The organism is Rhizobium sp. NZLR1b, assembly GCF_019685155.1.
Lineage (GTDB): Bacteria > Pseudomonadota > Alphaproteobacteria > Rhizobiales > Rhizobiaceae > Rhizobium.
Genome location: NZ_JABDWC010000027.1, coordinates 76990 through 96009 on the forward strand (window position 1 = coordinate 76990; position 19020 = coordinate 96009).

The 19020-nt window shown below is 57.4% G+C and carries 12 protein-coding genes and 3 pseudogenes; 10 read left to right on the forward strand and 5 right to left on the reverse strand.

Going from position 1 to position 19020, the window contains the following annotated elements; all coding sequences use genetic code 11:
- The 9 genes and pseudogenes from HJB84_RS28280 to HJB84_RS28320 form a co-directional block, all read left to right on the forward strand.
- Positions 1 to 1557 (forward strand): serine protease, encoded by a 1557-nt coding sequence (locus HJB84_RS28280; protein WP_183856096.1) that lies wholly within the window; start codon positions 1 to 3, stop codon positions 1555 to 1557.
- A 291-nt stretch (positions 1558 to 1848) separates the two neighbouring features.
- Positions 1849 to 6978 (forward strand): hypothetical protein, encoded by a 5130-nt coding sequence (locus tag HJB84_RS28285; protein ID WP_183856098.1) that lies wholly within the window; start codon positions 1849 to 1851, stop codon positions 6976 to 6978.
- 287 nt (positions 6979 to 7265) lie between these two features.
- Positions 7266 to 7649, forward strand: coding sequence for an IS66-like element accessory protein TnpA (gene tnpA / locus HJB84_RS28290; RefSeq protein WP_025393257.1), 384 nt, complete (start codon positions 7266 to 7268; stop codon positions 7647 to 7649).
- Positions 7646 to 7999 (forward strand): IS66 family insertion sequence element accessory protein TnpB, encoded by a 354-nt coding sequence (gene tnpB, locus HJB84_RS28295; RefSeq protein WP_077979902.1) that lies wholly within the window; start codon positions 7646 to 7648, stop codon positions 7997 to 7999. Before tnpA (HJB84_RS28290) ends, tnpB (HJB84_RS28295) begins: the two co-directional genes overlap by 4 nt.
- A gap of 69 nt (positions 8000 to 8068) precedes the next feature.
- Positions 8069 to 9661 (forward strand): IS66 family transposase, encoded by a 1593-nt coding sequence (gene tnpC, locus HJB84_RS28300; protein WP_221117551.1) that lies wholly within the window; start codon positions 8069 to 8071, stop codon positions 9659 to 9661.
- Positions 9662 to 9704: 43 nt separating this feature from the next.
- Positions 9705 to 10088: an IS66-like element accessory protein TnpA gene (tnpA, locus tag HJB84_RS28305; protein ID WP_025393257.1), complete on the forward strand. Its 384-nt coding sequence runs from the start codon at positions 9705 to 9707 to the stop codon at positions 10086 to 10088.
- Positions 10085 to 10438 carry an IS66 family insertion sequence element accessory protein TnpB gene (gene tnpB / locus HJB84_RS28310; RefSeq protein WP_077979902.1) on the forward strand — a complete coding sequence of 118 codons (354 nt, stop codon included), beginning with the start codon at positions 10085 to 10087 and terminating at the stop codon, positions 10436 to 10438. Before tnpA (HJB84_RS28305) ends, tnpB (HJB84_RS28310) begins: the two co-directional genes overlap by 4 nt.
- A 69-nt stretch (positions 10439 to 10507) precedes the next feature.
- Entirely contained in the window at positions 10508 to 12100 is a 1593-nt protein-coding gene (tnpC, locus tag HJB84_RS28315) for an IS66 family transposase (protein ID WP_221117552.1), read from the forward strand.
- 57 nt (positions 12101 to 12157) lie between these two features.
- Positions 12158 to 12322, forward strand: a pseudogene (locus HJB84_RS28320) (transposase domain-containing protein); the annotation flags it as partial.
- Positions 12323 to 12413: 91 nt separating this feature from the next.
- Here HJB84_RS28320 and HJB84_RS28325 read toward each other — a convergent pair.
- From HJB84_RS28325 to HJB84_RS28340, 4 genes and pseudogenes are all read right to left on the reverse strand, one after another.
- Complete coding sequence (locus HJB84_RS28325; RefSeq protein WP_168338151.1) at positions 12414 to 12962, reverse strand: GNAT family N-acetyltransferase; 549 nt, start codon at positions 12960 to 12962, stop codon at positions 12414 to 12416.
- A gap of 374 nt (positions 12963 to 13336) precedes the next feature.
- Positions 13337 to 15661 carry a DUF262 domain-containing protein gene (locus HJB84_RS28330; protein WP_221117553.1) on the reverse strand — a complete coding sequence of 775 codons (2325 nt, stop codon included), beginning with the start codon at positions 15659 to 15661 and terminating at the stop codon, positions 13337 to 13339.
- Positions 15658 to 17430 carry a DUF262 domain-containing protein gene (locus HJB84_RS28335; protein WP_183856114.1) on the reverse strand — a complete coding sequence of 591 codons (1773 nt, stop codon included), beginning with the start codon at positions 17428 to 17430 and terminating at the stop codon, positions 15658 to 15660. Before HJB84_RS28335 ends, HJB84_RS28330 begins: the two co-directional genes overlap by 4 nt.
- A 617-nt stretch (positions 17431 to 18047) precedes the next feature.
- Positions 18048 to 18233, reverse strand: a pseudogene (locus HJB84_RS28340) (MobA/MobL family protein); the annotation flags it as partial.
- 179 nt (positions 18234 to 18412) lie between these two features.
- On the opposite strand from HJB84_RS28340, the pseudogene HJB84_RS33805 reads away from it, so the two are divergent.
- Positions 18413 to 18719 (forward strand): annotated as a pseudogene (locus HJB84_RS33805) (nucleotidyltransferase); the annotation flags it as partial.
- Between the two features lie 35 nt (positions 18720 to 18754).
- Here HJB84_RS33805 and HJB84_RS28345 read toward each other — a convergent pair.
- A partial coding sequence (locus HJB84_RS28345) for an integrase core domain-containing protein (protein ID WP_221117554.1) occupies positions 18755 to 19020 on the reverse strand: 266 nt, incomplete at its 5' end.

Genomic DNA, 19020 nt, shown 5'->3' on the forward strand with positions numbered 1-19020 from the left:
ATGAAAGAACCAAAGCCGCCACAATCAGCCGTTTCCGAACAGACATTCAGCGTTCGAGAGATTGTGTCTGCCGTTGATCACTTTAAGGCCTTGCAAAGGTCAGACACACTGAAGTCGGTGTCTGACTTTATAAGAAAAACAGATGTGAAAGATCTGCTAGCTAGAGGCGTTCAGGTCCAAAACCTAGTGGATAACGGTCTGTCGACCGGGGCATCAACGCTCGCAGAATTCGTCCATAAGCACGATACCAACGGGAAAATCTCCGAGGCGATACGTGCAAGGGCGTGGAAAGAACTCGCGATGAAGGCCTCCGAAGCCGGCGTTTCCGGTGCAGGAGAAGCAATCGCAAATGCCATGGAAGCCTACCGGCGCCAGTATGATAGCGACCCGGAATCAAGGGTTCGCTCAAGCTTGAACCTTATCGGTCTGGCAACCCTTGCTCGGCAATTTGATGTCCCTGTCCCTGTCGATATTGATCGCATCAAGCTCGCAACGACAGTCTTGGAAGATCTTCACAAGACCCCGCAGGAGCTCCGAGGAGCACGATTTTACGCGTCCAAAGCGGAAGCGTTCGTAGCTCTCAATGACTTGGATCGTGCGCAGTCCGAGTTGGCAAGAATCGTCCAGAATAAAACTACAAGTGCCGAAACTCTTGGTGCGGTGACTCGACAGCTTCGCGATCTGTGGCAGCTTGGTACCCAGAGCAACCAGGGCGCAGGAATCATCCAAACGATGGGCGCGGCGGTTCTTACTCGAAATTTCGATGTCGCTTTGCTGCCTGCCGGGGACGTGAAGGCTTTGGCCGAGGCGCCTGCTCCCTCGGACCGCCAACTTGAGTCAATTCTCGGCAAAGACGGTCCACTCTCATACGAATGGGTGAAGAGAGGTATGGAGTCCGCTCAATCCGTTGGCGTCGTCAGGATCAAAGGCGTGAATACGAGAGTTGGCACGGGTTTTATAGTTCGCGGAGGCGATGTAGTTCCGGCCCTCGGTGATGAGATTTGCGTGCTTACAAATGCCCATGTAGTCAGTGATAACCCAAGCGATAAAGCCTGCTTTCCCGAGGAGGTCGAGATTGTCTTTGAGGCAGCCGACAAAAATATTTCATTTGGCTTTTCGAAATTGCATAAGACTTGGCCTAAGGAGCATCTCGATGCGAGCTTGTTGAGTATCGACGGCATGATACCCGCCGTCAAACCTCTGTCGTTTGCGCCGCGGCTTCCCCTGAGAGATGGTACTCAACGCGTCTACGTGATCGGCTACCCCAATGGCGGAGAATTAGCTTTTTCGTTGCAGCATAATCACCTGATCGATCACGAAGGACCTCACGAAGGCACGCCGGTAGACAATACTGTGCGCCATGTGCAATACACGGCTCCTACTGAGCCCGGAAGTTCAGGTAGCCCCGTTTTCAATGCTAGAAACTGGCAGGTAATTGCCCTCCACCAGAAGGGCGATAGAGACGAAGGTCTGCGGCGCCTGAACGGGAGAACTGACAAGTGGGCTGCAAACCAAGGCATTTGGATACAGAGTATTTGTACAGCAGGCGCTAGCTAGACAAACAAGGGGGCCGTGAAAACCGCGGCCCATAATGTGTGAAGGTTGTGTTCCGGCGTGTGTGGATGCTCCCGGCTATGCAAGTAGGCATCGAGCCTTTTTTGAGCTGCGATCGGGTGCGGTCATTTGTCGGGCCACACGTTACGGCATTGCATGAACCGCAGGCCGGTATGGCGATACGCGGGCTAAGCTATATCCACATTTGCGTCTAAAAACAGTCGCGTTGGCATCGCGTTCGCGCTATTGACAAACCGGGGCGGCTTCCGGGCCGTGGAGAGACGATCAAACGAGATGGATCAACTCACGGCGGATGAATCGAAAGAGGAAGATGACGGCTCTAGCCCGGTCGGGCGCGGAGGCGCCGGAATTTATATCGAGGGCGAGCTTGGTGCCTTCTACCTCCTGCAGATGCTGGCCGGAAGCGAAGCGCGCGGACTGCCCAATGCCCGGATTGAAAAAATTCAGTTTCAGGGAGTGGACGAAGGCTACGCGCTGGACGACCTGATTGTACACGGCTTGTCGGATAGAGGCAGTTCGCTTCTCGAAATCCAGTCGAAGCGCACGATCACATTCGCGCCGAAGGATAGGATTTTCCAAAGCGTATGCGAGCAGATCGTGCGCAGCGCACCGACGAACAAGCCGACCGACCGCCATGTATTCGCGGTGGCGACCCAGCGCACAAGCTTTGCGATTTCTGGCCCCTATCAGGATGTGCTGGAATGGGCACGTGTGTCAAAGACGGGTGCCAAGCTCTTCGAGCGGCTTGCGCTCAAAGGTGTCGCCAGCGACGCGATGCGCAGCTTTGCCCGGACATTTCGCGCCAATCTCGTCGCCAAGGGTGTCACGGACGATGACGAAGCGATCTGGAGCATCATCAGGCAGTTCCTGATCCTCGAATTCGATTTTGAATCGGGTGCGCCACAGGCACGTGCCCATGCGCTCACGATGGCGACGCAGGTGCTTGCGCCAGAAGACGTGTCACGCGCCGAAGCGCTGTGGAGCAGTCTCATCGAACTTGTCATCAAAACCGGAAAATCCGGCGGCGCAATCTCCCGAGACGAGCTGCCAGGCATTCTGGCTGACCGTGGATTTCGCCTGACTGGCAATCGGGACTATACCTTGGCCCGCGCACGGCTGGCCGAAATGTCGCGCTTCGCACTCAGGGACATCGGATCGACGGTCGGTGGCGTAAACCTCCCCCGCCTCCGCGCAATGGCTTCGCTTGAAAAAGCCCGCGACCGACATCGCTTCATCGAGATCACCGGAAAGCCTGGTGTCGGCAAATCCTATGTGCTGCGCCATCTTGCCGAGCGGGTAGGAAGCGAGGCGAATGCCATTGTCCTTGATCCGATCGGAACACCGGGGGGCGGCTGGGCGGCTCTTGCGCAGCGCCTCGATATACCCGGCACCGCGAGGGATTTCCTCGCCGACCTTGCCGCCAGCGGCGGTGGTGTCCTGTTCATCGACGGTCTCGAGATGCTCGCCTCGCCAGAACGACGCCGCACCATCAATGATCTCTTGCGAGAGGTTGCCGCGATAGATGGCTTCGCGGTTGTCGTGTCGAACAGGCCGGATTTCGATGCGGATGGTCGCAATTGGCTGGCTGAAGACGCACTTGCTGTCCTCGGCCCCCCTTGCCAAGTGCTAGTCGGCGAACTCGACGACGAGGAGGTCGCAGCACTCAGCGAACTGGCGCCGGAATTGAGCGCGCTTCTCGCACCCGGCCATCCCGCCGCCAGCATAGCTCGCAACCTCTACCGGTTGACACAGCTGCTCAAAGTTCCAAGCACAGTCGAGATCCGCACGGAGGCGGCGCTCGCCGATCGATGGTGGCAAACTGCCGACGGCGCGCAAAATTCGGACGTCCGAGCCGCTCAGCGCATTCTTGCCGACCTAGCAAAGGCCGCGCTCTCTGGCAGCGACACGATCGAGGCAGCGGCTGATTCACCAGCCCGCGACCACATGTTGAACAGTCTTACCTTGGGCGAGCCCCAGCGGGATCGCCTCGGCTTTTATCATGACGTGCTACGCGACTGGGCAATCGGTGCCATTCTGCATGAAGACACAGCGCTCATCGAAGGTATCGACTTGACGGTTGCGCCATCCCCGCGCCTGACGCGCGGCGTCGAGTTCGCGGGCCGGTTCGCGCTTGAAAAGGGACAGGACGGCTCCGCGTGGAAGGCGTTTTTGGCGGCCCTGTCAGCAGCCGGCGCGCATGATGCATGGCGACGCCAAGCGCTGATGGCTATCATTAGGTCCGAGCTCTCTCCGCAGCTTCTAAATCGCTGCAGGGCAGCGTTGCTCGCCCAGGGCGGCGCGCTGCTGTCCGAATTGTGCACGGCGATTACGGCGGTGGAGACTGCGCCTGTGGCCGAGCTATTCGCACAGGCTGGAGCGTACGGCGAAATTCTCGAAGCACCGCGATCGGTGCGGGCCGCGACAACGCCGTCGGCACCGACTGTCGTGTTGTGGTGTGCTTCAAATGTCGCCGACATACCCATCCAGGCGATCCCCGCCATCGTCAAATTGGTCGAGATTCAGTTCCTCCTGGCCCTAGGAGTCTCTCAGTATGGTCGGAAGACGTCCAGGATGCTGTTCAAATGGTTAATGCAGCTCGATCTTCCGGACGCAAAGATCGATATTCCGTCGCCGCTGGATGCCCCCAAAATTCAAGGGCAGGCGCGTCAACAATTGATCAGTGATCTTCGCTCCATGACGCTCTTGCTCGCAGGCAACGCGCCGGAAGAAACAAAGACCTATCTCACGGCGGTCGAGGCCGAGAACAATTCGTACAAGTTCAAGGCAATCCGACCGTTTGGCCGGGCGTTGGCGAAGCCTGCTCCTCGCGAGCTTGCTGCGCTTGTCGAGAGAAATCTGATTGAAACGCCGCATCATGACGAGGCAAGCCGTAGCTGGACGGACCGCGCACTCAGTTTTGCCGATACGGATTACTTGCCGCCTTCTCCAGCTCAGCCGCCGTTCCTCGATTTGCTCGAAGCTGCGCCCGACACCGGTCTTGCTCTCATTCGAAAGCTTGTCGAAACGTCGGTCACATTTCACGCGCGTGGCAAGATAACGACGAGCAATGGTTACACACTCGTCTTCGACGATAAGCCGCGCTTCTTTCCGTGGATTGAAACCTATTTCTGGGCTCGCGGGCAGGCCCAGGAGTATTCGGTCGCGTCAGGCCTGATGGCCCTTGAGGCCTGGTCCCAGGAGCGGCTGGATAAGGGCGATGACGTTCAGGCCGTCCTCGGCGATATTCTCGGGCCGGAGGGCAGCTGCGCGGCCTATCTCCTGACTGCCATCGATGTGCTCTTGTCCCACTGGCCTACTACGAGAGATGCGCTCGCCCCGTTTCTGGCAAACCCCGAACTGCTCTCTAATGACCGCACGCGAGTGACGCGTGAGGCGCTCGCCGGCATGAGGGTGGGGAAGGAGCCGAATGGGCGGATCAGGCTTGCCGATCTTGCGAAGCGTCCATCGCGTCAGATAATGCTCGAAAGTCTTCTTCCCGCTTATCTTGACGATGACGAGGCCGGACGCAGTCTTCGCACAGTTCTTCGCAGTGCAGTCGGGAAGCTCGAATCATATTCCGCCGATTCAAACTTTGCTGATCCTGCTCTCATGGGCGCTTACGCGCTCAATAGGCTCGACAGGGCAAATTGGATTGAAGCTGACGGATTACTTTCCTATCGGTCTCCGTCGGCTGAAGCCAAGCATCTGGCGAAGCTCGAAGAAGGCCGTCGCAATCTCGTCAATTCAAGCGAGATCGAAGCGAAGATCCGGCTGGCGGTGAATGATCCGGCCCGAGGCTCCGCGGAGGCCGCACGCGAGGCGGTGGACTATGCGGCTGGGGGTATTCCCGACGGCAGCGATACCGATAGCCTCAAGTCGCGATCGACCCGCCTGATTGCGACGGCGATGCTTGTCGCCCGTGACGGTGACGATAACCTTCTGGACGAGCATGAGGCCTGGGTCAGACAGGTCATTGCAAAGGCGTTGAAAGAAGAAGGCGATCGCTATAGCTCTGGCGACATACTCGAGTACAACCGGCCGGCGATGGGCATTTGTGCATTGGTCCATCTCTGGCACAGGCGCGAACTACACGCCGATCGCAATCTTCTAGTCGAAGCCGCAGCTCGCAAGGATCTCGCCGCTGTCCTGGCCTTCGAGTCGGCGCTGGCTGCCCTCAACGAGACCGATCCACGCCTTCTTAAATCGGCTGTTCGGGTGGCCTTCGCATGCCGCCGCTGGGTCTGGCATCCTTACGACGAGGATCCGGCGAACCAGGCCGCCTATGAGGCCGAGAAGGAACGTCTCGATGCAGGAACCGTCGGTTCCGAGATCACCTGGCTCGACGGTGGAACAGAACCAATTTGGCCGATCCTGCCCGAAGAGGCGCCGTCTTTGCGAGATGCGCAACCTGCGCGGCGTTCCGAAGCCCGTACAGTCTCGCAGGCCGACGGAGATGACGGTTCTGTCACAACGCGGTCTAAAAAGGCTTCCGTTCATGTTGATACGCAGGCCGTCGCGAAGTTTGTGGGCCTGTTGAACACCGAGGCTAAAGCGACCCCAGAATGGTATGGGGAGCTGGTCGACGCCTATGCATTATGGTCCGCCCGCCTGAATGGCCATGGCCATCCGGCCGAGACGGACCTGAACCGGACGCCGGACGACTGGAACCACGAATTCTATATCCTGGTCGCGGTGGCGCTGATGGACGCGACAAAGGAGAAGTTGGAGCTGCTGCTCAATCCGATACTGGAGCTTCCGGACCAGTCATTTTGCGATGTCGCCGCTTCCGTCATTCATGCTGCCGACGTACTCTATTTCAACGATCGAAGCCAGCCGGCCAGTCACGCCATTAAACTTCGCGAGCGTCTGGTCACACGCATAATGGCGCTTGCTCGTTGGTCACGGGATCAGCGCGGCAGCAGCATAGATTATGTCACCGGTCCGCCGATCGCGAAGCTGCTAATGAACCTCTACAATCCGTTGGGCAATACCGAGAGCTATCTGGTCCCGGCAGTTTTCGATCGTGTGGATCCCCTTCTAGAAATACTGCGACCACTCCTGCCGGGCGGTCCAACCGCTTTCGTCGCGCTTTGCACGATGAATACGTTGTTGGTCGCGCCCACAGCGCGGCACTTAGATTTCCTACTGTTCGCAGTGGAAGCCTGGCTGGAAGCCACGCGAAATGATCCGTCAATGTGGCACACGCTCGGCATCGGGCGAAAGATTGCGCAGTGGTTTGAAAAAGCTGCACTCGAGGACCTGTCGTTGCTTCGCCGAGGTCATCTCGAACGAGCGAGGATCGATGCTACACTCGGCCAGTTAGTCAGCCTAGGAGTGTCGCAAGCACACGACATTGAGATGCGGATCCAAGCCGAAGCGGGAGGCATCGGTGCGAGCCGATGAGACTTGTCCGATTTGTTCAACACTGCCAATCACTCTGTTGATAGCCATGGCTGTCTCCACAGTTGTTTACGATTGGCGGTTTCAGCGACCGCTTTGGGCATCCTGTCAGAGCTGAGCTATCGTAAAGCAGTTGAAGGGATCAGAACCGTCGACCCGCCAATTTGGCCGCGCGTGATCGCAGTTCATGGAACTCACCGAGCTTTGTAACCGGTGTGCTGACCCCACATTGTCTGCTGTCGCCTGATCTGTGATCGACCTTCCATGGATGAGCTATAAGGAGTTTCTCCATGGAGACTACACTGGAGTTTCTCACAACCGGGAAGCCTGGACGTGAGGTTCACCGACATTGGCCTGATAAGGTCAAGGCGAAGATTGTTTCGGAAAGCTTGAGGCCTGGCACGACTGTCAATGAAGTTGCGCAGCGCTATGGATTGCGAGCCAACAGCCTTTCCACTTGGCGAACGATGGCGCGGCAGGGCAAGCTGATCCTGCCAGAGCCGGAGGATGCGGTAGAGTTCGCGACGGTCATTGTCGATCCGCCTGTTTCGGAACCGCCGCCTAAAACGGTTGGTCGCCCCGAGATCGTCCTCGGTCCCGTCACCATCCGTCTTGAGGAAGGTGCGTCTGCCGCCCGGATCGCCGCCATCGCGCGTGCCTTGGCCACGCCATGATCTTTCCATCGAACCGAGTGCGGATCATGGTGGCAACAAAGCCGGTCGACTTCCGCAAGGGTCATGACGGATTGTCGGCGCTGGTGAAGAACGAGTTGCACAAGGACCCATTCACCGGAACGGTCTTCGTGTTCCGGTCACGCAAGGCGGACCGGTTGAAGCTGATCTACTGGGATGGCTCCGGGATCGTCATGGCCTACAAAAGGCTGGAACAGCACACGTTCACTTGGCCAGGCATCAAGGATGGATTGATGACGCTCACCCACGCCCAGTTCGAAGCGCTGTTTGCGGGTCTCGATTGGCGGCGGGTTCATGCCGTCCAGACGAGAACCCCGGAGACCATCGAATAGCTGCGGCACGATGACTCAGAACTGTAAATTCCAAAGGCAAATCGGCGGGGGATTTGGTAGGTTCCGGCCATGCTTGATGCCGCCGATCTTCCCGATGATGTTGCTGCTCTGAAGGCGATGCTGATCGCGGCGCAAGCACGTGAGGCAGCCAAGGACTTCGCGATAGCGAGCAAGGACGAGCACATCGCTCGTAAGGACGAGCGGATAGAGCGGCTTGAGAAGCTGGTTGCAGCATTCAAGCAGGCAGCCTTCGGACGCAAGTCCGAGAAGACCGATCCCGACCAGTTCGATCTGGCACTGGAAGACCTGGAGACGGCGATTGCTTCCATCCATGCCGAGGATGAAGCGGACGCTCCCACTGGAGACAGGATTGCCAAGCCACGCGCGATCAATCGCGGCTCCCTTCCAAAGCATCTTCCGCGTGTCGAAGAGGTGATCGAGCCGGACAGCCTGATCTGCGGCTGCGGCGGTTGCCTGCATTGCATTGGCGAGGATGTTTCCGAACGACTGGACGTGATCCCAGCACAGTTCCGTGTCATCGTCACCCGTCGCCCCAAATATGCGTGCCGTGCTTGCACAGACGGTGTCGTTCAGGCTCCGGCTCCAGCACGGCTGATCCAGGCGGGGCTGCCGACGGAAGCGACCGTCGCCCATGTCTTGGTTTCCAAATATGCCGATCATCTGCCGCTTTATCGGCAGGCGCAGATCATGGGCCGCCAGGGCATCGATCTCGACCGCTCAACACTTGCCGACTGGGTCGGTCGGGCAGCCTATGAGCTGGGGCCTGTCTTCGATGCGTTGATTGCCAACCTGAAGCGCTCGACCAAGCTGTTCATGGACGAGACCCGTGCACCGGTGCTCGATCCCGGCTCCCGCAAAACCAAGACCGGATACTTCTGGGCTCTTGCGCGAGATGACCGCCCTTGGAATGGCGGCGCTCCACCAGGCGTGGCCTTCACCTACGCTCCCGGTCGCGGCGGGCTTCATGCCGAACGTATATTGCAGGGCTTCTCCGGCATCCTGCAGGTGGATGGCTATGCCGGATACAACAGACTGATTGCACCAGACCGTATTGGTCCAGACATCCGCCTTGCCTATTGCTGGGCCCACGCCCGTCGCAAGCTGGTTGAGATCACCCGCAATGGAACAGCACCGATTGCCGAGGACGGCGTCAGGCGGATCGGTGAGCTGTATCGGATCGAGGCCGAACTGCGCGGCCATGATCCGGACACTCGACTTGCTGGACGGCAGGAACGATCAATGCCACTGGTCGCCGACATGCAGGCGTGGCTCGTCCATCACCGCGCCCGCGTCGCGACCAAATCCCCGCTTGGCGAGGCTTTGGCCTACATCGCCAAATACTGGGATGGTTTGAAGCTCTTCCTGACCGACGGCCGCATCGAGATCGACAACAACGCCGTCGAGCGGACCATCCGGCCGATAGCCCTAAATCGCAAGAACGCACTCTTCGCAGGCCATGACGTGGGAGCGGAGAACTGGGCAACCATCGCCTCGCTCATTGAGACCTGCAAACTCAATTCCGTTGAACCGCAGGCCTATCTGGCCGCCACCCTCACCGCCATCGTCAATGGTCATAAGCAGGATCGGATCGATGAGATTCGTAACCGGTGTGCTGACCCCACATTGTCTGCTGTCGCCTGATCTGTGATCGACCTTCCATGGATGAGCTATAAGGAGTTTCTCCATGGAGACTACACTGGAGTTTCTCACAACCGGGAAGCCTGGACGTGAGGTTCACCGACATTGGCCTGATAAGGTCAAGGCGAAGATTGTTTCGGAAAGCTTGAGGCCTGGCACGACTGTCAATGAAGTTGCGCAGCGCTATGGATTGCGAGCCAACAGCCTTTCCACTTGGCGAACGATGGCGCGGCAGGGCAAGCTGATCCTGCCAGAGCCGGAGGATGCGGTAGAGTTCGCGACGGTCATTGTCGATCCGCCTGTTTCGGAACCGCCGCCTAAAACGGTTGGTCGCCCCGAGATCGTCCTCGGTCCCGTCACCATCCGTCTTGAGGAAGGTGCGTCTGCCGCCCGGATCGCCGCCATCGCGCGTGCCTTGGCCACGCCATGATCTTTCCATCGAACCGAGTGCGGATCATGGTGGCAACAAAGCCGGTCGACTTCCGCAAGGGTCATGACGGATTGTCGGCGCTGGTGAAGAACGAGTTGCACAAGGACCCATTCACCGGAACGGTCTTCGTGTTCCGGTCACGCAAGGCGGACCGGTTGAAGCTGATCTACTGGGATGGCTCCGGGATCGTCATGGCCTACAAAAGGCTGGAACAGCACACGTTCACTTGGCCAGGCATCAAGGATGGATTGATGACGCTCACCCACGCCCAGTTCGAAGCGCTGTTTGCGGGTCTCGATTGGCGGCGGGTTCATGCCGTCCAGACGAGAACCCCGGAGACCATCGAATAGCTGCGGCACGATGACTCAGAACTGTAAATTCCAAAGGCAAATCGGCGGGGGATTTGGTAGGTTCCGGCCATGCTTGATGCCGCCGATCTTCCCGATGATGTTGCTGCTCTGAAGGCGATGCTGATCGCGGCGCAAGCACGTGAGGCAGCCAAGGACTTCGCGATAGCGAGCAAGGACGAGCACATCGCTCGTAAGGACGAGCGGATAGAGCGGCTTGAGAAGCTGGTTGCAGCATTCAAGCAGGCAGCCTTCGGACGCAAGTCCGAGAAGACCGATCCCGACCAGTTCGATCTGGCACTGGAAGACCTGGAGACGGCGATTGCTTCCATCCATGCCGAGGATGAAGCGGACGCTCCCACTGGAGACAGGATTGCCAAGCCACGCGCGATCAATCGCGGCTCCCTTCCAAAGCATCTTCCGCGTGTCGAAGAGGTGATCGAGCCGGACAGCCTGATCTGCGGCTGCGGCGGTTGCCTGCATTGCATTGGCGAGGATGTTTCCGAACGACTGGACGTGATCCCAGCACAGTTCCGTGTCATCGTCACCCGTCGCCCCAAATATGCGTGCCGTGCTTGCACAGACGGTGTCGTTCAGGCTCCGGCTCCAGCACGGCTGATCCAGGCGGGGCTGCCGACGGAAGCGACCGTCGCCCATGTCTTGGTTTCCAAATATGCCGATCATCTGCCGCTTTATCGGCAGGCGCAGATCATGGGCCGCCAGGGCATCGATCTCGACCGCTCAACACTTGCCGACTGGGTCGGTCGGGCAGCCTATGAGCTGGGGCCTGTCTTCGATGCGTTGATTGCCAACCTGAAGCGCTCGACCAAGCTGTTCATGGACGAGACCCGTGCACCGGTGCTCGATCCCGGCTCCCGCAAAACCAAGACCGGATACTTCTGGGCTCTTGCGCGAGATGACCGCCCTTGGAATGGCGGCGCTCCACCAGGCGTGGCCTTCACCTACGCTCCCGGTCGCGGCGGGCTTCATGCCGAACGTATATTGCAGGGCTTCTCCGGCATCCTGCAGGTGGATGGCTATGCCGGATACAACAGACTGATTGCACCAGACCGTATTGGTCCAGACATCCGCCTTGCCTATTGCTGGGCCCACGCCCGTCGCAAGCTGGTTGAGATCACCCGCAATGGAACAGCACCGATTGCCGAGGACGGCGTCAGGCGGATCGGTGAGCTGTATCGGATCGAGGCCGAACTGCGCGGCCATGATCCGGACACTCGACTTGCTGGACGGCAGGAACGATCAATGCCACTGGTCGCCGACATGCAGGCGTGGCTCGTCCATCACCGCGCCCGCGTCGCGACCAAATCCCCGCTTGGCGAGGCTTTGGCCTACATCGCCAAATACTGGGATGGTTTGAAGCTCTTCCTGACCGACGGCCGCATCGAGATCGACAACAACGCCGTCGAGCGGACCATCCGGCCGATAGCCCTAAATCGCAAGAACGCACTCTTCGCAGGCCATGACGTGGGAGCGGAGAACTGGGCAACCATCGCCTCGCTCATTGAGACCTGCAAACTCAATTCCGTTGAACCGCAGGCCTATCTGGCCGCCACCCTCACCGCCATCGTCAATGGTCATAAGCAGGATCGGATCGATGAGATTCTGAACCGGTGTGCTGACCCCACATTGTCTGCTGTCGCCTGATCTGTGATCGACCTTCCATGGATGAGCTATAAGGAGTTTCTCCATGGAGACTACACNGAGAACTGGGCAACCATCGCCTCGCTCATTGAGACCTGCAAACTCAATTCCGTTGAACCGCAGGCCTATCTGGCCGCCACCCTCACCGCCATCGTCAATGGTCATAAGCAGGATCGGATCGATGAGATTCTGCCGTGGAATTATTCGGGACGAACAAACGGCTGAGGTCTGCGGTCGGCCCGAAGCGGTCATTGCAGGAGCGGACTCGTCTGAGGTGGGATGGAAAGGCGACAGTCCGCTTTTCCGAGTTTAAGGCCTAGCTATCCGACATCCATATTGTCTTTTCGGCAACATACAGCATGTGCATCGCGCTCGGGTCGGTCGGCAGATAATCGGGATGAAGAAATTCGCCGCCCTCAACTCTCGTCATCCCCAGTCGCTGCATTACAATTTCAGAACGCTTGTTCGCCAATGCGGTAAAAGCGTAAACGCGGGGCACATCCAAGGTGCTAAATGCATAATCGAGAACCGCGCGAGCTGCTTCGGTCGCATAACCCTTGCCCCAATAGTCGCGACCAAGTCGCCATCCCACCTCTAAAGCCGGACCGAATGGAAAATCAGCTCCGAGCCAATGCAGGCCAACTGCGCCGATCAACGAGCCGTCATCGATACGCTCGGCAGCCCAGAAAGTTGGCTCGCCGCCTTCGGAAAGACGCGTCAGTTGGTCAACAACATCGCTGGTCTCAGACGCAGTCTTCGTGCCGCCGAGGAACAGCATTACGTGAGGATCAGCATGGATTACGCTCAGCAAGGGCTTATCCGCCTCTCGCCAATCCCTCAGCTTCAACCGGTCTGTTTCAATCATTCTTTCCCTCATAGCGAACAGGCTTATCCCCGCTGCCACAATATCATCGTGCCCTCCGCAAGTCCCATTCTCAATTTATCAAGCGGCAGCTTTTGGGACTTCCCACGGATTGAATGACCGGAACCGCGTCAGGAATGGTCTTCCATGAACGGTTCGAGGAGGTCCGCAATTGGCTCATTCTTGCCACCAATGTCGTAGCGGCATTTTTCGGAATGGCAAACCGAGCTTGGTCAATGTGCGAGGAAAACACCGCTTACACACAATATCACCCAACCTATTGAACAGGCTACGTTCCGCAGAAGCCATTAATGCTGGTATTCTATAGGTCGCGCCGCTCGTAAAGACACCTCGTCGTTGCGGCTCTCGCACCGAGTCTAGTCTTCGCCTTTGACTATTTCTCTGACTAAATCGGCCGCCATCACAACGCGGTCCTTTCTGTCGAACACGATACCAGCGATAGTGGATTGACGAACGTTCAGACTCCCGTCGCCGTCAACACCGTGTCCGTCCAAGATCGCCTGGATCCTCGACTTACGACCGGATTTGATCTGGAAACCCTCTTGAGTAATCCGCAGAAAGTGCCGATTGTTAGACGAGTAAAGACTCCAGCGACTACCCGCCTCATACCCGGCATAACCGTAATGCCAGACCGAAAAGTATTTATCTTGCGGCACCTCAGCCAGTTCCAGGACTGCGCGGACATAAGGGTCGGAGTAGTAACTGCTCAGCCGCGTTTGCTCCATCATGCAAAGGTCGAAGCCCATCTCGTAGCTCGACGAAATGAAGATGCCGCTCTTCCCCGAGCGCATGGCCGGATATTTCGTCATATAGTATCGCCAGTCGTATTTCTTCGACGCCACAGCCTCTCGCAGATAATCTTCCGAGATCTTGCGAAGGGTCGCTTCGATATCGACGAGGCCTTCGTCGTGAACCGCGTCTAACAGCTCCGTAAGCGTAGCCTTGGTATTATCGACTCCCGGTCTGCTCCGCGCGACGAAGAGGTCGCGCCAGACGCTCGGAAGCGATGGACTTGCGAATTGAAAACGGTCGCCAGCGATCTTCTGCGAGTAGTCACCGCACGCCAAAAGAGCTTGCGATATCTCCTCGTATGACGTTTTTCCCGCAAAGATAGCGTCGAACGCGCGGGCGCGTCGAATGAACACCCGTTCGTCTACATTCAAGTCGAACATTGCGAGATTGCCGCGAAGAAGATCGTGATCCTCGAGCCGGTACATTGACTCGCCCAGTTCGACCGAACGGTTCGCCAACAGAAAAGACGCTTTTGCGACTTCTTCCTCGACCTGCGCTCGATTGAAGCTCTTGAGCGCCGCAAGATCTCCGCTGACAATGTAGTCAGAGACTTCGTCGAGAAGCGCGCGGAAAATCTCGACGCGAATTTCGTTTTGGGACGCGAAGATTACGTTCCGCAGGCAACGCATCCTCTCTCTTATTTCGTCTCGCGAAGGCCTGGAATCGGTGACGATGTACTCGATGACCGCATGAAGCAGGAGAGTTCTTGGTAAGCTGAAGGCCCGGTTACGCCCCTGGCTTAGCCCGTAGCTTCTGCAGCAATCGTCGAGGAGATTGACGTCGCCGAAGATAGTGACGGTGCCTGCCCTGTGTTCGTTGTCGGCGAACAGCGTTCGAAACCACTTATCGATATCGGCCATAGTCGTTGCGAAAGCGAACTCCGCATGGAGGCCGTCCAGTACTGAGAACAGGCTATTCTGGGCAGCAAGTGTGACTTCTGTTTCGGGACCTCCGTAGATCGCCTTGGCAGTCGCTTCGAGATCCTCGTCCGCGGGACGGGCATCAAGGCCATGACGCCAAATCGTGATGTCGGTAATGAACCTAAAAAGGCGCAGAAACTCTTCGTCGGCGTTGTCGTTCGCACCTCGAAAAGTCCAGATCAGATCCGCCCAGTCCTGATCGATCTTCCTAGTGAATTTTGCGTAGCGGCCGGTTTGCTTGCGAGTCGCAGGCAACGCTCCCTCGAATTCTTTCAACACCTGTTCGAATTGCGCCTTGAAGTGCTCGAACTCCGTGAGCGGCTTCCCGCGCGAATTCATCTTGATGTAGAGCTCATCGGTGAGTCCCATCTCCTCGAGCGATAGGAGTTCGAACGTGATGCTGGGGTTGGCCTCGGACGTTAGGCGGGTCCATGCGACATGGCAGGCTTCATCATCGACTTCGGCGAACAATGCCTGGACGTCGTCGAGAACCACCAGCATGGACTGGACCGTGGGATCCTTCCTCCACGAACCGGCGAACCAATGCTGGTCCTGAAGCCATTCAGAGATCCGACGGTCGTTAAGTACGGGGCAGATCGTTGCGAGCTTCGCGCAGAAGTCGCGTGACGAAAAGCGTGTGTGATAGGTAAATTGCTTGATGAAATCCCGCTCTTCATCGGAGACTCGACAGCGGACTGCCAAATACCAATGCAACAGGTACAGCGATGTCAGCCGCTGTTGCCCGTCGAGCGGAATGAAGCGCCCATCCTTGGTGTCTCCGTAAACGAAGTCCAAGCTAATTTCTTCCTCACCCGTCAGTGCCTGCCTGAGGACATCAAGGAAGGATCGTCGTATCCGCTTGACCTCGATGTTCTGCCTTCCCTGCGCGAAGTCTCGCTGGATTATAGGGATTTCGATGGTCGCGATATCGAAAGAACGAAGCATATTGCGGAACGAGGTTTTCGTCATTGGGCACCAACCAGATACTGTCCTACGCCCCGATCCTTCGAGATCAATGCCTCCCGGTAACTTTGCCGGTCGTCCCGGCTCCACAAGTGCATTTGTTCGCTTCCAGCGTCCACGTAATACTTCAGAAAAACCTGCCTTGTGCAAATCGGTATGAACGCTCCTTTGCGGTCATGATCAACGACTCTCAATCTTTTCACGGCGAATGCTCGGTTGCCAAGACTGCTGTTGATGGACCTGGAAAGAAGAGCGAGGTTGGCGATTCCGTGAATCGAGTCGTCATCACCCTCCGGGCTGAGCAGAGCGGTCACCCTCCGCGAAAGCGTCGTGAATCTGCTTTCGGTCAGTTGAGAGGACAGCGCTTTCTCCACTTCGGAGATTACGTTTTTTCGTTCGAACTCAACGGTTTGTTCGTCAAAGCGCACCTTCTCCAACGCCCCTTTGCCATCAATTAGCCAATGACGCCATTCCTCCGCGGTGGTCAGCAATTCGGCATTTTGAGCGTGAATGTGTTCCAAAGACCACTTCTCGGTCTTATGGGCGTGGAAAGGATATCGCTCGGTCGAATGCTTGAGCCGCCTTACAGTCTCGACGTTGAACAGGAGCAGCACATTCTCGCATTTCCGGGAACCAGTTTCATAGTTCAGCTCCATGACGCCTGCCGGAGACAGCCCGACCGAGCGGATTATCAATTGATCGACGGCGCGGCCGAAGGCCGACTTCGTCTTCTCCAGCTCAGAAAGATCCAGCAGCTGACGCAGAGAAGTCCCGGTCGTTATCAGATAGCCCAGCTTGTGGTAGAGATCGCGGTCTTCGAACCATTCTCGGAGGACTTGGTAGCACTGGACGATCGTCGCCCACACACTCGATGAGTTCACTTTGGCTCGCCCGTCCAATGCGTTCTTGAAATGCAGGAACGTAAAGAAGCGGTCTTTCTCATCTGGCCGTCGTTTCGCCATGAGATTGAACAAGAGTTCGATACGAGTCTGATAGTCCGCACCATCGCTATTGCTGAGGAAAGCCCAGAACTCCGGCTGCTGAAGGTCCTGTTCGATAGCGTCCCATTGCGACCCGATTTCTACACGCCGCTGAAAGTTGTGGGCGTCAAGATCCTTCGAAAGCAGCAGTGCCTTGACCAGTTCTGCATTGGTAAGGGGAATACGTCCGACGTTCAGGCGAATGAAAAGAGTGGTCGCATCTATGTTTTCGGGTTCATACCAGATAACGTAAACCAGGTTTTCGAGATAATCTAGGACCTTGAACGCAACGAGTTTAGACGGCGTAACCAGGCGAGCCGCCGTCTCCGCGAACCAGCCCCTGATGCACTCGTAGGCTTCGTGCATATGGTAGAAATCGATGTTGTCGTTCCTGCGCTCAGCATCGAGAGACCGCAGATACTCTTGGCTGGCTGGCCGCGTTTCGTACATCAGGGAAAACCGGTGACCTGATTCCACCCCGACTTCGGTGTTGAGATAGCGGTAGATCAAATAAAGCGTCGTTAGACGTTGCTGGCCGTCGATCAGCTCGTAGGCTCCTTCGCCAGCACGCCGTTTCACCACTACGGGCTGCAGACAGTAATTGTCGGTTGGCGCGCGGCTACCGTCAGCGTAAATGTCGCTGAGCAGAGCTTCAACTTCATGGCCCCCCCAGCGGTAACCCCGTTGATAGGCAGGAACGAAAAATTCGCCTGCGATCCCGCCCTTTCCTCCCACCTTCTGAAGCCGCGGGCTTTTTACGGTGATCTGAGTAACTTCGTATGAATCGGCTGGCATTGAAAACCTCGGAGGAGGAGCTCGAATCGAGCGACCGTCCAACCAACCATACGAGTTCGAAATCTTTTTTCAATCTTAGGTTAAACACGGTTGCCACCAAAAACATTGCGAATGCGCTCAGTTGCAACTGCGGGACATTGAAATCCAACCGCCTCAAGGCGGCCTAACGAAATCTCTCTGGTACACCCTCCACCCCAAGGTCGAGATACGAGTTTTTTGCCCCCAATTGACGGCGAATTGAAAATTCCAGCGATTCGTCTTCATCGATAATCCAGACAACGTCTTGACCCGATGATGAGAGGCCTGGCAGCAGGAAAGCGCTCAGGTGCAAGAACCCGCGTAACAGGCTCTTGCACATTCGGCTTCCATCGTTTCAATAATTCGGCTCCCACCTCATCCTTGGCGGAGCCCGTGAAAGTGATCCACCCGCTTTCGAGAACAAGCGACCGGTGAAACCACTTTTGAGATTTCCGGCGAACACCTGAAGTTACGTCGCTAATTCCGTCATTTTGAGACGTCATCAGGGATGAACTATGGGCCGCATGAAGATTGCGACGGGTATCGACCGTCGGCGTGACTGGTCCGACGAGGAGATGCTGTCGATGTTGACCACGGTTCAGCGGCCACTTGTTCTCCCGCTCGATCAGCGTCTTGTCGCCCAGACGTTTCGGCCCGACCATCCGCGTCGTCATCATCACATGCGCATGGACATTACGGACATCGCCCTCCCCTTGCGGCTGGTGTATGGCGAAGTCCACCGCTGCGCCGTGAAGGTTCCCGAGATCCCGCGCAAACTCGTAAGTGCGCCCTTCCGGTTTCCTTCGCTTCGATGTCGCCGACAACGCCAACATGCTGGCCGACGCCCTCGTGTTCGACGAACCGGGAATGGCCGGTGACGCGTATTGGAACGAGGAGGCCAGGGCGCCGATCGCGGGGCTTATCCTCCAGGTTACCGTGGCGGAACCTCCGGATCGCCAGCATAGCATTCGCACTCCATCAGGCGTTAGAGCAAGCTTGTTCTTGCGTGCTAATCACGCTCACGAATTACGGCCCACCCTCGCGCAACATTAAGCCCGCTCCCTTGCCGAGAACAGGACCGTCGACTTGCCGAGGCTTTTCCGCGCGATCAGCATCAGCATCGCGAGCGTGCCTGGTTCAACACGCTGAACGAGGCTTATGTGAAGGCGCGGCACTCGAAGCACTACGAGATCAGCGAGGAGATGCTCTCGTGGCTGGGGGAGCGGACCAGCCCCCTGCTCGCGATGGTCAAAGACGTATGCGCGGAGTAACTTTAAATGCTTGAACGGTGACCTTGCCCCCAGTTTTATCCAGTTTTGAGTTCGCTCCAGCGGTTTTTGGTTGCTGTTGTTGGTTCGGTAGCGGCGGGTTGCGGTGCGGAGCCATTTCGGCTGCGCAGCACCGCATCACGTCGCGGGTTGAGTGTCTGAGCGAATTCGGCCGGTCTACGCCAGTTTGAAAGCGCAGACCGGGCATGAGCAAGCGACGAGAACAGAGTTTCATTCAAGAACTCGTCTCGCAGCCGCCCGTTGAAGCTTTCGATAAAAGCGTTCTGGATCGGTTTTCCAGGCG